We start from the raw sequence: 13,099 nt of genomic DNA, 5'->3' as shown, positions 1-13,099 counted from the left end.
TGGGCTTCAGGGTTGGTGTCTTGTGGCCGGTTGGTGATCCTGGGCTTCAGGGTTGGTGTCTTGTGGCCGGTTGGTGAACCCGGGTCTCAGGGTTGGTGTCTTGTGGCCGGTTGGCGAACCCGGGTCTCAGGGTTGGTGTCCTGCGGCCGGTCGGTGAGGCCCGGCTGCTGGGCTGATCTCGGAGTGTCCGGGCGGCGGAGCCGGACCGCTGGGCCGATGCCGGAGGATCCGGGCGGCGACATCGGACTGTACGGAGCGAAGCCCGCTGCCCTGGGCCGGGTGGCGGGCTTCGCGAGCGGTCGGTGATCCCGGACCGGTGGCCTTTCGATTACCGGCCGAGGGCGCCGGGCTATCGGACCGCCGCCTCGCGCTCCGGCGACGCGTCGCGGCCGGAGCCGCGCGTTCTGCGCAGTGTCAGGAAGCAGAAGGACGCGATGGCCAGGGCGAGGGGGATCAGGAGCAGCAGGCCGGAGAAGGCGAGAACTACCGCTGTCAGGAAGGAGCTTGCGAGGACGCCGTACCACAGGGGGGTGCGGCGGGGGAGCAGGACGAGTGCGGCGAGGAGGCCGGCGAGGGTGACCGCGGCCAGGCAGGTGGCCGTGGCGCGCATCAGGCGGTCCAGGTCCGCGCCGCCGAAGGAGGCCGCCGCGGCCAGCAGCGCGGCGGCGCCGCCCAGCACCGCCAGGGAGCGGCGCGGCACCTCGCCGGGTGCGCCGCCCTTGGCCATCCAGCGGGGCGCTGCGCCGTCCCGGCCCAGGGCCGCGCCCAGCCGGGAGGCGCCCGCCAGATAGGAGTTGACGGCGCCGTACGTCAGGAAGAGGGCCGCCGCGGCGGCCACGGGCCGGGCCGCGGAACCGGCGCTCTGCGCGAGCAGCGCCGTCAGCGGGGTGTCGGTATCTGCGGCCGCGGGACCGAGCGCGCCGATCGTGGTCACGGCCAGCCCCAGATAGAGCACGGTGATCGTGACCAGGGTGTACGTCGTCACCCGGGGCAGATCCCGTCGCGGATCGGCGAACTCGCCGGACAGATGGCTGGCGGCCTCCCACCCCGCGAAGGCGAAGAAGAGCACGGAGGCCGCCGAGCCGACCGAGGCCCAGCCGTGTGGCATGAAGGGGGTGAAGTGCGCGGCGCTCATGTGCGGCGCGGCGGCGAGCACGGCGATCAGTAGTACGGCCGCCAGCAGCGCGCCGAGCAGCAACTGCAGCCGCCCGGACAGCCGCAGGCCGATGGAGTTGGAGACGAAGGAGACGGCCAGCACGGCCACGCCGACCAGCGCGGCGCCGCTCTCGCCCCAGCCGAGCGCGTCGGCGACGTACTGTCCGCCGATCCACGCCGCCGAGACGACACCGATCGGCACCGCGCCGTAGAACCACCAGCCCACCACGGCCGCCGCCCGCGGGCCCAGCGCCCGGTGGACGTACGTGGCCACGCCGCCGCCGTCGGGAAAGCGCGCGCCGAGCGCGGCGAAGGACGCGGCCACCGGCACGCACATCGCGAGCAGGACGACCCACGCGAGGATCGAGGCGGGCCCGGGGGGGGGGGCGGCCAGGGAGGGGAGGGCCAGAACGCCGGGGCCGAGAACGGCACCGGCACACAGAGCGGTGCCGCTGCCGATGCCCAGCCGCCGTACATCCGGTCGTGCGGAAGTGGGAAGGGAAGTCTCCTGTACGGTCACGGACGCAGAAACTAGTCCCAAGAATGATCAAACAGGGGCTGGCCCGAACAATATTCGGCCGGTGCGGCACCATGGGGTGCCATGGACGACATTGATTCGGCGATAGTCCGGGAACTGCAGCGCGATGCACGGCAGACCAACCGCGAACTGGCCCGCACCCTGCGGATCGCCCCCTCGACGTGCCTGGAGCGGGTCCGCGCGCTGCGCGCCCGCGGAGTGATCACCGGCTATCGCGCGACCGTGGACCTGCACGCCCTCAACCGCCCGGTCCAGGCGCTGCTCAACGTCCGGATCAGGCCGCTGAACCGCGAGGTCATCGAGCGGTTCAAGGCGTTCTTGACGACCCTGCCCGAGGTGCTCAACATCTATGTCGTCACCGGCGGCGACGACTTCCTCGTCCATGTCGCGGTCCCGGACGTCGATCACCTCCACGGTCTGCTGATGGACCAGTTCTCCAAGCGGCGCGAGGTCGTCGACTTCCGCAGCTCGGTGATCTACGAGCACGTCGCCAACGACATCGTGGAGCCGCTGTCGCCCGCGGCGCCGTGACGCCTCGCCGCCGCGACCGCCCGGCGCGGTGAGTGGTGCCGCCGCCCCGATCGCCCATCCGTCGGCGACCGGGGACGGTGGCTGCTCAGCCGCTCACCTCCGCCGGGTCAGCCGCGGTGGCGGGCGGCCTTGCGGCGGCCGGCGACGACCAGCGCCGCCGTGCCCACCGCCAGGACGGCCGCGCCGCCTATGGCTATCGGGGCCGTCGAGCCGTCCCCGCCGGTCTCGGCGAGGCGGGTGCCGGGAACCGGCTCGGCGGCGCCGCCGTTCGGCTTCGGCGCGTTGGCGGCCGGGGCCTTGGCCTCCGGTGCCGGGTGGGCGCCTTCGTCAGTGTCGGTGTGGGCGCCTGCGCGGGCGCCCGAGTCCGTCCCTGTCCCTGTCCCCGTACCCCCGTGGTGCGTGTGGTCCATCGACGACTTGCCGGCGCTGTCGGCGATCTGCCGGTCGCTGGGTACGGACGCACCGGGCGCCGAGGCGGCGGAGGACCCGCTGCCCGCGCCGCCGGTGCCCTTCCCGAAGACGACGTCGGAGCAGGTGTAGAACGCCTCCGGGCTGTCCGAGCGCTGCCAGATGCTGTAGACGAGATGGCGGCCCGACTTGACGGGCACCTTCCCGCTGAAGACGTAATCGCCGTTGGCCAGCGTCGGGTTGGTGACCTTCGCGAACGGCTTCGCCTCCAGGTCCGACCACTTCAGCGGCTTGGTGGGATCGTAGCCGTCCTTGGTGATGTAGAGCTCGAACGAGCCCTTGTGCGGGGCGGTGGCCTTGTAGCGGAAGGTGTGGTTGCCCGCCCGGAGCTTGCTGGCAGGCCAGTCGGCCCGCGGCAGGTCGAGGCCCTTGTACTGGGCGCTGTTGGCGCTGCACAGCTTGCCGTCCGGGATGCGCGCCTTGGACTGTCCGCCCGCGTTGCCGTCGCGGACGCCGTTCCAGTCGTAGAGCGCCTGGGTGCCGCCGGCCGCGACCATCGCCTTGCACGCCGCGGACTTGGGGCTCTCCGGCCCCTCCGCGAAGCAGGCGGAGATCCGGCTCACGGGGTCGGTCATCGAGCCGTGCGCGGCGGCCGGTCCCGCGCTCACAACGGTGAGCGCGAGCGGGGCGAAGCCGAGGCTGACGATCCCGGCGGCCTTACGGCGAGCGGTCATCGTGGGGGTCTCCTTCTACGTGTCGATCAAGGCACAACAAGGGGGGACGGAGGGAGGAGATCCGTCCGCGGGCCGTACGCGTCCGTGCCGCCCCCCCCGATGAGCAGCGACACCGACGACGCGCGGCCCGCCCGGTGCAACCCGGCCCGGCGACCAGCACGTTAGCCCCGCTGAGCAGCGGATTTGAGGCCGAGCGGCCGCTCGTGGAGATCCTTATGACGCCCTTAAGGTCACGCTGAGCGTGAAGAAAGGAAACCCCCGTCACGGGGTGCGGCCGCCACCCCCGCCCTCGCTCTGTCTCTTGTCCTCGCCCTCGCCCTCGCTCTCGCGCACCGCGTATGTGCCCAGGGCCGGGCGGAGCAGTTCGAAGGTGAGCTGTGCGGACTCGGCGTGGGCGGCGGCGATCTCGTCGTTGTCCGCTCCGGTCAGGGTGCGCTGCAGGAGGTCGTTGAACAGGACGCGGTGTGCGGCGCCGAGCTGGGCCGCGGCCGCGCGGGGCGTTATATCGGTGGGCTCGGCGCCCGTCTCCTGCGCCAGGGCGTCGGCCAGCGCCTCCTCGCGCTGCTCGTGGAACTCGCGCAGCCGGGCCATCAGGACCGGGCTCTCCACGATCATGCGGGCGAACGGTTCGCCGGAGAAGCCGATCACCGGGTCCTTGCGCTCCACCGCCGCGAGATAGGAGGCACACAGTGCCTCCAGGGCCGACGCGCCCTCCTCCCGGGCGGCGACCGTACGGGCCGGACCGGCGACGAACGCGTCGTGCAGGTCCAGTACGAGATCTTCCTTGCGTGCGAAGTAGTTGGTGACGGTCATCTTGGCCACGCCCGCGGCCGCGGCGACGTCGGAGATCGTGACCTTGTCGAAGCCGCGCTCCATGAACAACTGAGTCGCGCTGTCCGAGATCGCCTGCCGGGTCTGCTGCTTCTTCTGCTCGCGCAGGCTCGTGCCCGCGGCCTTCCCGCTCACCGCGCGGCCCTCCCCGCTCCGCGCCACGGCGCTGTCCCCTTCTCCATCGTCTCCTCCATCTCCCGCACTGTTCGCTTCGCCTCCATCATCGCATGGGTTCGACATAAATTTATGCTTGACCTAGAGATTGGGTCGGGCATAAAGTTAGGTCGATCCCAATCAGCTGGGGTCGGGTGGCCGATGGAGAGGTGTTCGTCTTGTCTGCAGCAGTCATGACCCAGTCCGCCGATCAGGTGCGGGACTACCTCAAGCGGATCGGTGCGATCCAGTTGCTCACCGCGGAGCAGGAGGTCGAGCTGGCTCGCCGGATCGCGGCCGGCCGCCTCGCCCAGGAGCGGCTGGACGCGGAGCGGCAGAGCCTTCCGGTGGGCCTGTGCGCCGAGTTGGAGGGAGCCGTGGCCGAAGGGCGGCGCGCGCACCAGCACATGATGGAGGCCAACCTCCGCCTGGTCGTCTCCATCGCCAAGCGGTACACGGGGCGCGGGGTGCTCTTCCTCGACCTCATCCAGGAGGGCAATCTCGGCCTGATGCGGGCCATAGAGAAGTTCGACCACACCAAGGGCTTCAAGCTCTCGACGTACGCGACGTGGTGGATCAAGCAGGCCATCGGCCGGGCGCTGGCCGACCAGGCCCGCACGATCCGGGTCCCCGTCCATATGGTCGAGGTGATCAACAAGATCTGGCGCCTGCGCCGGGACCTGCGCGAGGAGTTGGGCCGCGAGGCGAGTGTCGCGGAGCTGGCGGCGAGGCTCGACATGACACCGGAGAAGGTCGCGGCGGCGATGGGGTACGACCGCGAGCCGCTCTCCTTGCACACCCCGCTCGGCGAGGACGGCGACGCCGAACTGGGCGATGTCATCGAGGACACCACAGCGCAAGCGCCGGAGGACCTGGCGAGCCGGGAGCTCCTCCGGGTGCAACTGCGCGAAATCCTCGCCGCCTTCACCGACCGCGAGGCCGGAGTGATCACCCTGCGCTACGGCCTGACGGGAGAGGACCCCAAGACGCTCGCGGAAATAGGCGCGATCTACGGGGTCACGCGCGAGCGCATCCGCCAGATCGAGGCCAAGGCCATGAGCAAGCTGCGCCACCCCTCCCGCACGAAGGGCCTGCGAGGCTACCTACTGTGACCGCGGCCGAGTCCGGCGGCCCAGCGCTCGGACCGCTGGAGGAGGCCGGCGCACGCCTGATGGGCGTCCTGGCCGAGGCCGTGCGTCACTGGGGCGGCTACGAGCTCGGCCGAGAACCCGGACTGACCGTGCGGGACCGGGAGGGGAGATCGTCATCGACCGCACCTGCGCGCTGTGCGGCTCGTACCACGCCATCAGCTTGCGCGGGTGTGCCACACGGCTGCCACGGGAGGAGGGGGTGCCGCGGTGTGCGGAGATGGAGGCCGGTGGGGGTCAGGCTATCCAGCGGTAGCGGCGTTCGGGGCGGCCTGTGGTGCCGTAGCGCAGGGTGACCTCGGCGCGGCCGGTGAGGGTGAAGTACTCGAGGTAGCGGCGTGCGCTCACCCGGGAGAGGGAGCCCGCGGCGGCGCACTCGGACGCCGAGAGGCCGCCGGTGTGTGCGCGAAGGGTCCGCTCGATCAGTTCGGCGGTGTGGGGCGCGAGCCCCTTGGGCAGGCCGCGGGAACCGGGCGGGCGGGTGCCGAAGATATGGTCCACGTCCTCCTGGCTGGCCTCCTCGCCCAAGCGGTCCAGGCGGGAACGCAGCGAAGCCACATGCCGCAACTGCTCCTGGAGAGAGGTGTGGTGGAAGGGCTTGATGAGGTAGTGCAGGGCTCCGGCACGCAGCGCGGCCCGGATGATGTGCGCGTCGCGGGCGGCGGTGATCACGAGGGCGTCGATGTGGTGCCGTTCGTCGCGGGCGCGCAGTTCGCGCAGCACGGAGATGCCGTCGAGGTCGGGCAGATACACATCCAGGAGGACGACGTCGGGGCGGAGGCGTTCCGCGGCGCGCAGCGCCGCGGCGCCGCTGTGGGCGACGCCCGCGACGGTGAATCCCTCCATGGCCGCCACATAGCGGCTGTGCACCCTGGCGACCATGAAGTCGTCGTCGACGACCAGGACTTTGGTCATCCGGCGAGTCCCTCCGTGACCACAACGTTCACAAGGACCCTTACTACCGGAAGGGAGACACGGCGTTAACCCCTCGGCAGCATGTGGGCCACCGCGCCTCGTACGCGGCCGCGCCCTGGGCTCAACTCCCAAGCCACCGACGGAAAGGCGGTGTCAGCGGTGTCATCTGTGCGTTCATCGGCCGGCGTGCGCATGGCCCTCGCGCTGTTCGGGGCGGCGCTGGTCCTTCTCCTGGTTCCGCCGCTGCTCACCTCCGGCAGCGGGTCCGGCGGGGGCACCCGGATCCCCGGCCTGAGATTCATGGTGCCCAACACCCCCGGCGGTGGCTATGACATCACCGCCCGTACGGCGGCCAAGAGCGCCGAGGACGCCGGACTCCACCACAACATCGAGGTGTTCAACCTCCCCGGCGCCGGCGGCACCGTAGGCCTGAGCCGTCTGGTCAACGAGCGCGGCAACGGCAAGCTCGCCATGTCCATGGGCCTCGGTGTCGTCGGCGCCGTGCACACCAACCACGCCCCCTCCCGCTTGTCCGACACCACGCCGATCGCCCGGCTCACCGAGGAACCGGGCATCGTCGTCGTCGCCAAGGACTCCCCGTACAAGAGCTTCCGGCAGCTGCTCGCCGACTGGCGCAGCAACCCCGCCAAGATGCCGGTGGGCGGCGGCTCCGCGCCCGGCGGCCCCGACCACCTGGCGCCGATGCTGATGGCCAGGGCCGCCGGCATCACTCCCCGGAGCGTCAACTACATCCCCTTCGACGGCGGCGGCGAGTTGCTGGCCTCCGTACTCGGCGGCAAGCTCGCCTTCGGCGTCTCCGGCGTGAGCGAGTACCTCGACCAGATCAGATCAGGCGAGCTGCGGCTGCTGGCCGTGACCGGACCGCAGCGCGTACCGGGTCTGGCCGCGCCGACGCTCAAGGAGGCCGGTGTGGACGTGGAGTTCACCAACTGGCGCGGCATCGTCGCCCCGCCCGGTCTCTCGGACGTCGAACGGGACCGGCTGACAGGCCTGTTCACCGAGCTGCACCGCTCCGAGCAGTGGCGCGAGGCGCTGCGGCGCAACGGCTGGACCGACGCGTTCACCACCGGCGAGAGCTTCGGCCGCTTCCTGGACGCCCAGGACCGGCGCGTGGAGACCGTACTGAAGGAGCTGGGCCTGTGACCACCGACGCCTCCGGCACCCCCGGCGCCCGCCCTTCCCCTCCCACCGGTCCCGCCCGCGGCCGGGGCCAGCGGGCATGGCTGCGCGGACGCTCGGAGCTGGGCGTGAGCGCGCTCCTGCTCCTGCTGGGGGTGCTCGTCCTGACCGATGCCCTCACCATGAACACCGACTTCGCCCAGCGCGGCCCGGTCGGGCCCACCACCGTCCCCCTCGTCGTCGGCGTACTCCTGCTGATCGTGGCGGCGGCGCTGGCCGTGGACGTGCTGCGCGGTGGCCGCGGCCAGGCCGAGGGCGGCGAGGACATCGACCTGGCCGAGCGCGGCGACTGGCGCACCGTCGCCCTCCTGGTCGGGGTGTTCCTGGCCAACGCCGCCCTCATCGGCCCGCTCGGCTTCCCCCTCTCCGGCGCCCTTCTCTTCTGGGGCTGTGCCTACGCCCTGGGCAGCCGCAACCTCACCCGCGACCCACTGATCGCCGCAGCCCTCTCCCTGGCCACCTTCCTCGTCTTCAACCACCTGCTGGGCGTCCCGCTGCCCGGCGGCCCGCTGATGGGGGTGCTCTGAGCGATGACCGGTCTCGCCCTGGACACCCTGAACGTCCTCACCCCGGACGCCCTGAGCGCCCTCGCCCCGCACCCCCTCACTCCGGACGCCCTCGCGCCGAACCTCCTCGCCCTGGACTCGCTCTCCTCGCTCCTGGACGGCTTCGGTACGGCCCTGACCCCGCTCAATCTCCTGTGGGCCGCCCTCGGAGTGCTGCTGGGCACCGCCATCGGCGTACTGCCGGGCATCGGGCCCGCCATGGCCGTGGCGCTGCTGCTGCCGGTGACGTACGGGCTCCAGCCCACCGGCGCGTTCATCATGTTCGCCGGGATCTACTACGGCGGCATGTTCGGCGGATCCACCACCTCCATCCTGCTCAACACCCCCGGCGAGAGCGCGGCCGTGGTCGCCGCCATCGAGGGCCATCCGATGGCCCGGGCCGGGCGCGGCGCGCAGGCCCTGGCGGCCGCGGCCATCGGCCACTTCGCCGGCGGCATGATCGGCACGATCCTGCTGGTCGCCCTGGCCCCGGCCGTCGCCTCCCTGGCCGTGGACATCGGCGCGCCCGACTACTTCGCCATCATGGTCCTGGCGTTCATCGCCGTGACCTCGGTCCTGGGCAGCTCCCGCGTCCGCGGCCTGGCCTCGCTGCTGATCGGCCTGACCATCGGCCTGGTCGGCCTGGACCGCATCACCGGCCAGCAGCGGCTGACCTTCGGCTCCCTCCAACTGGCCGACGGCATCGATGTGGTGATCGTCGCCGTCGGGCTCTTCGCCATCGGCGAGGCGCTGTGGGTGGCCGCGCATCTGCGGCGTACGACAGGCCGGTCCCTGCCGGTCGGCCGCCCCTGGCTCGGCAGGACCGAACTGCGCCGCACCTGGAAGCCGTGGCTGCGCGGCCCGCTCATCGGCTTTCCCTTCGGCGCGATACCGGCCGGCGGGGCGGAGATACCGACCTTCCTCTCGTACGTCATGGAGAAGAAACTCGCCAAGAACCGCCAGGAGTTCGGGCGCGGAGCCATCGAAGGCGTGGCCGGACCGGAGTCGGCCGCCTCCGCCTCGGCGGCCGGCACGCTGGTCTCCATGCTGACGCTGGGGCTGCCCACCACCGCGGTCGCCGCCGTCATGCTGGCGGCGTTCCAGCAGTACGGCATCCAGCCGGGCCCGCTGCTCTTCGAGCGCGAACCGGAGCTGGTCTGGGGCCTGATCGCCTCCCTGTTCATCGGCATGGTGCTGCTGCTCGTCCTCAACCTGCCGCTGGCGCCGGTCTGGGCCAAGCTGCTGCGCATCCCGCGCCCGTACCTCTACGCGGGCATCCTCTTCTTCGCCGCGGTCGGCGCGTACGCGGTGGGCGGCGAGGCACTGGACCTGGTGATCCTGCTCGTCATAGGGCTGATCGGGCTCGGGATGCGGCGCTATGGACTGCCCGTGCTGCCCGCCGTGATCGGCGTCATCCTGGGCCCGGCGGCGGAGCAGCAGCTGCGCCGTGCGCTGCAGATCAGTGACGGCAGTCTGCTGGGCCTGGTCAACACGCCCTTTGCGGTGACGGTTTACGCCGTCATCCTGCTGCTGCTCGGCTGGCCGTGGCTCAAGCGACTGCGGCGGCGCGGCGGCGCGCTTAGCTAGGGCCTGTCGTCAAAGTCCCGTCGTTCGCCCGCATCGCAAGGCGGAGGGTCGCCCCGGTACTGGGTGTACCGGGGTGAGCCCGACAACGGAGGGGTTCCCCCGCGCCGTTCAGGCGTGGGGGAGAGGTGCCGTGCCAGGCGACGCCTGGCAGATGGGACTTCGACGACAGGCCCTAGAGACCCGCATCCCTGGAAGCGCCGTCCTGAAGGCGCGGGCCGGTGGGGGCTGGTCGCGCCGCGCCCCTGGAGGAGCGTGTCCGGCGTGCGCGATCAGGTTTTGCTGCCGCCCGCCGTGACCTCGCGTACGTACCGCCACTGCCGGGCGAAAGGCCGGTAGCCGAACTGCTCGTTGATGGCGAGCATGGGGGCGTTGGCCGCGTCGTTGCCCGTGAAGGCCTGCGTGCAGCCGGACTCGCGGGCGCGGTGCAGGGAATCGGCCTTGGCGAGTTTGGCCAGGCCCCGCCCCCGGAAAGCGCGCAGGGTGCCCGTCATCGCCGAGGTGTAGCGGCCCCGGCCGTCCGTCTTGGCGAGGCTGAAGGCCGCGATCCGGCCATCGACCGTGACCACCGATGTCAGATCGAGGTCCATGTCCGGGTGCTCCCAGGTATGGGCGAGCCAGTCCTCGTACGTCATGGCGTCGGCGGCGATATCGCCCGGCTCGTCCCGCACCACCTCGGCATCGGCCGCGTACAGGGCCTGTGGTTCGGCGTCGAAGTCCGCGCCGGTGCGCAGTTCGACGCCGCGCGGGAGGCGTTCGGGACGCGGCGGCAGCGCGGCCGCGGTCAGGTCGAGGCGGAGGAAATGAGCCGGGCGGGTGGGCCGGTAGCCGTGGTGTGTGGCGAAGTCCCGGGCGGCGGGGGCGTCGTGTACCCACGAGTAGACGTGCGTGGCACCGGCGTCGGCCAGATGAATTTCGGCCGCCGCCAACAGGGCCCGCCCCGCGCCCCTTTCGCGGTGCCCGGGATGGACGTGGAGATGGGCGAAGGCCTGCCCCGGGGTGCTGCTGTCGTGCGCGAGGCCGGCCTGGGCGGCGCCGACGATCCGGCCGTCGAGTACGGCGACGAACAGGGCGAAGCGCTGCGCGGCCGCAGCCGAGGTCACCGACCAGGCGACCCCTTGCGGAGTGGAGATCAAGTGCGGCGCCGCGGCCCGTCGTACCTCGCTGACGGCCAGGGCATCGGAAGGGCGATATGCGCGAACTTTCAGCGTCATGGGCGCGGACGCTACGCCCGTGGATCCGGCGCCGCCTCCTAATAAACCGCCCGCGCCACCCGGCCCGTCCGCCGCCGAGTTGAGCGCACCGCAAGTGGCTTATTACGGACGGTCGCCAAAAGATTAGGTGGCATCTGCAAGTATCCGGGCGTACGGTGATCGCCGCGGGTCACCGTCGAGATGCGCGGAGATCCGCAGTCGAGCGAAGGAGGAGCCGCGACCATGTGCGGAATTGCCGGATGGATCTCCTACGACCAGGACCTCACCACCGAGCGCGGAACGCTCGCGGCGATGACCGAGACCATGGCCTGCCGTGGCCCGGACGCGGCCGGCATATGGCTGGACACCCACGCCGCCTTCGGGCACCGGCGTCTGGCCGTCATCGACATCGAGGGCGGCAAGCAGCCCATGTCCGTCGAGCGCGACGGCCGGACCCTGCTGGTGACCACCTACAGCGGTGAGGTCTACAACTACCGCGAACTGCGGGTGGAGTTGGAGTCGCTGGGGCACTCCTTCCGTACGAGCAGCGACACCGAAGTGGTGCTGCACGCCTACCTCCAGTGGGGCGAGTCCTTCACCCAGCGCCTGAACGGCATGTACGCCTTCGCGCTGTGGGACCCGCGCGAGGAGCGGCTCCTGCTGGTCCGCGACCGCATGGGCATCAAGCCGCTCTACTACTACCCGACCCCCGACGGCGTGCTCTTCGGCTCCGAGCCGAAGGCGATCCTCGCCCACCCCTCGGTGCGGCCCACCGTCGACGCCGAGGGTCTGGCCGAGCTGATCACCTTCACCAAGACGCCCGGCCACGCCATCTACAAGGGCATGCGCGAGGTGCGGCCCGGTCACGCCGTCCGCGTCGACCGGCGCGGCCTGACCGACCACACCTACTGGGCCCTTGAGGCCCGCGAGCACACCGACGACCTCGACACGACCGTGGGGCACATCCGCGGCCTGCTCGACGACATCGTGGCCCGCCAGCTCATCGCCGACGTCCCGCTGTGCACGCTGCTCTCCGGCGGCCTGGACTCCTCGGCCATCACGGCGCTGGCCGCCCGCGCGCTCAAGGCGGGCGGCAACGGCCCGGTGCGCTCCTTCGCCGTCGACTTCACCGGCTACACCGACAACTTCAAGGCCGACGACCTGCGCGGCACGCCCGACGGGCCGTACGCGCACGCCCTGGCCGAACACGCCGGCTCGGCCCACCAGGACATCACCCTGGACACCGCCGACCTCATGGACCTCGGCCACCGGGCCGCCGTACTGGCGGCCCGCGACATGCCCAACGGCTTCGGCGACGGCGACACCTCCCTCTACCTCCTCTTCAAGGCGATCCGCGAGCATTCGACCGTCGCGCTCTCCGGCGAGTCGGCGGACGAGATCTTCGGCGGCTACCGCTGGTTCCACGACCCCGCGGCCGTGCACGCCGACACCTTCCCGTGGACCGCGGCCAATGTGCAGAGCCGTTTCTCCGGCGGCGACGGCGCGCGCGAGGGGCTCCTGGACGCCGGCCTGCTCGGCAAGCTCGACCTGGCGGGCTACGAGGACGCGCGCTACCGCGAGGCGCTGGCCGAAGTCCCCTACCTGGACAGCGACAAGGGCCTGCAGCGCCGCATGCGCGAGGTCAGCTATCTGCACCTGACCCGCTTCCTGCAGGTCCTGCTGGACCGCAAGGACCGGGCCAGCATGGCCGTCGGCCTGGAGGTGCGGGTGCCGTTCTGCGACCACCGCCTGGTCGAGTACGTCTTCAACACCCCCTGGTCGATGAAGACGTTCGACGGGCGCGAGAAGTCGCTGCTGCGGGCCGCGGTCCGCGACGTACTGCCGGACCTGGTCGCCGACCGGGTCAAGAGCCCCTACCCCAGCACCCAGGACCCGCGCTACGCCGAGGCGCTGCGCAGCGAGCTGAAGCGGGTGGCCGCCGACAGCGACTCGCCCGTACAGCCGCTGCTGGACAGCGAGGCGATGGCGCAGGCGACCACGGGCAGCGGCCGGACGGACATCCGTCCCGGCGCTGAACTGGTCCTCGGGATGGACGCGTGGCTGCGGCGCTACGGGGTCACGCTGGAGGTCTGAGCGGGCCCGGCGGCGGGCGAAAGCCTCCGAGGGGAAGGCCATGGGCTCCGGGCGCGGTGGAGGGACCGCC

The 13,099-nt window shown here is 71.6% G+C and carries 10 protein-coding genes and 1 pseudogene; 6 read left to right on the top strand and 5 right to left on the bottom strand.

Going from position 1 to position 13,099, the window contains the following annotated elements; genetic code table 11:
- Window positions 1-349: 349 nt before the first annotated feature.
- Window positions 350-1,675: an APC family permease gene (locus tag AC4IJH_RS21140; protein WP_490853355.1), complete on the bottom strand. Its 1,326-nt coding sequence runs from the start codon at window positions 1,673-1,675 to the stop codon at window positions 350-352.
- Window positions 1,676-1,756: 81 nt separating this feature from the next.
- On the opposite strand from AC4IJH_RS21140, the gene AC4IJH_RS21135 reads away from it, so the two are divergent.
- Window positions 1,757-2,224: an Lrp/AsnC family transcriptional regulator gene (locus AC4IJH_RS21135; RefSeq protein ID WP_490853354.1), complete on the top strand. Its 468-nt coding sequence runs from the start codon at window positions 1,757-1,759 to the stop codon at window positions 2,222-2,224.
- Between the two features lie 107 nt (window positions 2,225-2,331).
- On the opposite strand, the gene AC4IJH_RS21130 is transcribed toward AC4IJH_RS21135, so the two are convergent.
- Window positions 2,332-3,366, bottom strand: a complete 1,035-nt coding sequence (locus AC4IJH_RS21130; RefSeq protein ID WP_490853353.1) for a lytic polysaccharide monooxygenase auxiliary activity family 9 protein — start codon at window positions 3,364-3,366, stop codon at window positions 2,332-2,334.
- A 261-nt stretch (window positions 3,367-3,627) separates the two neighbouring features.
- A complete protein-coding gene (locus AC4IJH_RS21125) occupies window positions 3,628-4,359 on the bottom strand; it encodes a TetR/AcrR family transcriptional regulator (RefSeq protein ID WP_490853352.1) in 732 nt (243 codons plus the stop codon).
- Between the two features lie 179 nt (window positions 4,360-4,538).
- Here AC4IJH_RS21125 and AC4IJH_RS21120 point away from each other — a divergent pair.
- Window positions 4,539-5,462 (top strand): annotated as a pseudogene (locus tag AC4IJH_RS21120) (RNA polymerase sigma factor); the annotation flags it as partial.
- A 273-nt stretch (window positions 5,463-5,735) separates the two neighbouring features.
- On the opposite strand, the gene AC4IJH_RS21115 reads toward AC4IJH_RS21120, so the two are convergent.
- Window positions 5,736-6,413: a response regulator gene (locus AC4IJH_RS21115; protein WP_490853351.1), complete on the bottom strand. Its 678-nt coding sequence runs from the start codon at window positions 6,411-6,413 to the stop codon at window positions 5,736-5,738.
- Between the two features lie 192 nt (window positions 6,414-6,605).
- Here AC4IJH_RS21115 and AC4IJH_RS21110 point away from each other — a divergent pair, with 192 nt between their 5' ends.
- From AC4IJH_RS21110 to AC4IJH_RS21100, 3 genes are all read left to right on the top strand, one after another.
- Window positions 6,606-7,577: a Bug family tripartite tricarboxylate transporter substrate binding protein gene (locus AC4IJH_RS21110; protein WP_490853359.1), complete on the top strand. Its 972-nt coding sequence runs from the start codon at window positions 6,606-6,608 to the stop codon at window positions 7,575-7,577.
- Entirely contained in the window at window positions 7,574-8,140 is a 567-nt protein-coding gene (locus AC4IJH_RS21105) for a tripartite tricarboxylate transporter TctB family protein (protein WP_490853350.1), read from the top strand. The genes AC4IJH_RS21110 and AC4IJH_RS21105 overlap by 4 nt, the downstream gene beginning before the upstream one ends.
- A 111-nt stretch (window positions 8,141-8,251) precedes the next feature.
- Complete coding sequence (locus tag AC4IJH_RS21100) at window positions 8,252-9,745, top strand: tripartite tricarboxylate transporter permease (protein ID WP_490853358.1); 1,494 nt, start codon at window positions 8,252-8,254, stop codon at window positions 9,743-9,745.
- 269 nt (window positions 9,746-10,014) lie between these two features.
- Here AC4IJH_RS21100 and AC4IJH_RS21095 read toward each other — a convergent pair whose 3' ends face one another.
- Window positions 10,015-10,956 (bottom strand): GNAT family N-acetyltransferase, encoded by a 942-nt coding sequence (locus AC4IJH_RS21095; protein WP_490853349.1) that lies wholly within the window; start codon window positions 10,954-10,956, stop codon window positions 10,015-10,017.
- Between the two features lie 222 nt (window positions 10,957-11,178).
- Here AC4IJH_RS21095 and asnB point away from each other — a divergent pair, with 222 nt between their 5' ends.
- Window positions 11,179-13,029, top strand: a complete 1,851-nt coding sequence (gene asnB / locus AC4IJH_RS21090; RefSeq protein ID WP_490853348.1) for an asparagine synthase (glutamine-hydrolyzing) — start codon at window positions 11,179-11,181, stop codon at window positions 13,027-13,029.
- The last annotated feature ends 70 nt before the right edge of the window (window positions 13,030-13,099 follow it).

It is taken from the genome of Streptomyces sp. UF-297, assembly GCF_058245575.1.
Note: the sequence above shows the minus strand (reverse complement) of the source record. Positions and strands in the feature narration are given on the sequence as shown.

Coding starts and splice junctions, on each gene's coding strand:
- AC4IJH_RS21110 (WP_490853359.1), top strand. CDS start 6,606: ATGGCCCTCGCGCTGTTCGGGGCGGCGCTGGTCCTTCTCCTGGTTCCG.
- AC4IJH_RS21115 (WP_490853351.1), bottom strand. CDS start 6,413: ATGACCAAAGTCCTGGTCGTCGACGACGACTTCATGGTCGCCAGGGTG.
- asnB (WP_490853348.1), top strand. CDS start 11,179: ATGTGCGGAATTGCCGGATGGATCTCCTACGACCAGGACCTCACCACC.
- AC4IJH_RS21095 (WP_490853349.1), bottom strand. CDS start 10,956: ATGACGCTGAAAGTTCGCGCATATCGCCCTTCCGATGCCCTGGCCGTC.
- AC4IJH_RS21135 (WP_490853354.1), top strand. CDS start 1,757: ATGGACGACATTGATTCGGCGATAGTCCGGGAACTGCAGCGCGATGCA.
- AC4IJH_RS21130 (WP_490853353.1), bottom strand. CDS start 3,366: ATGACCGCTCGCCGTAAGGCCGCCGGGATCGTCAGCCTCGGCTTCGCC.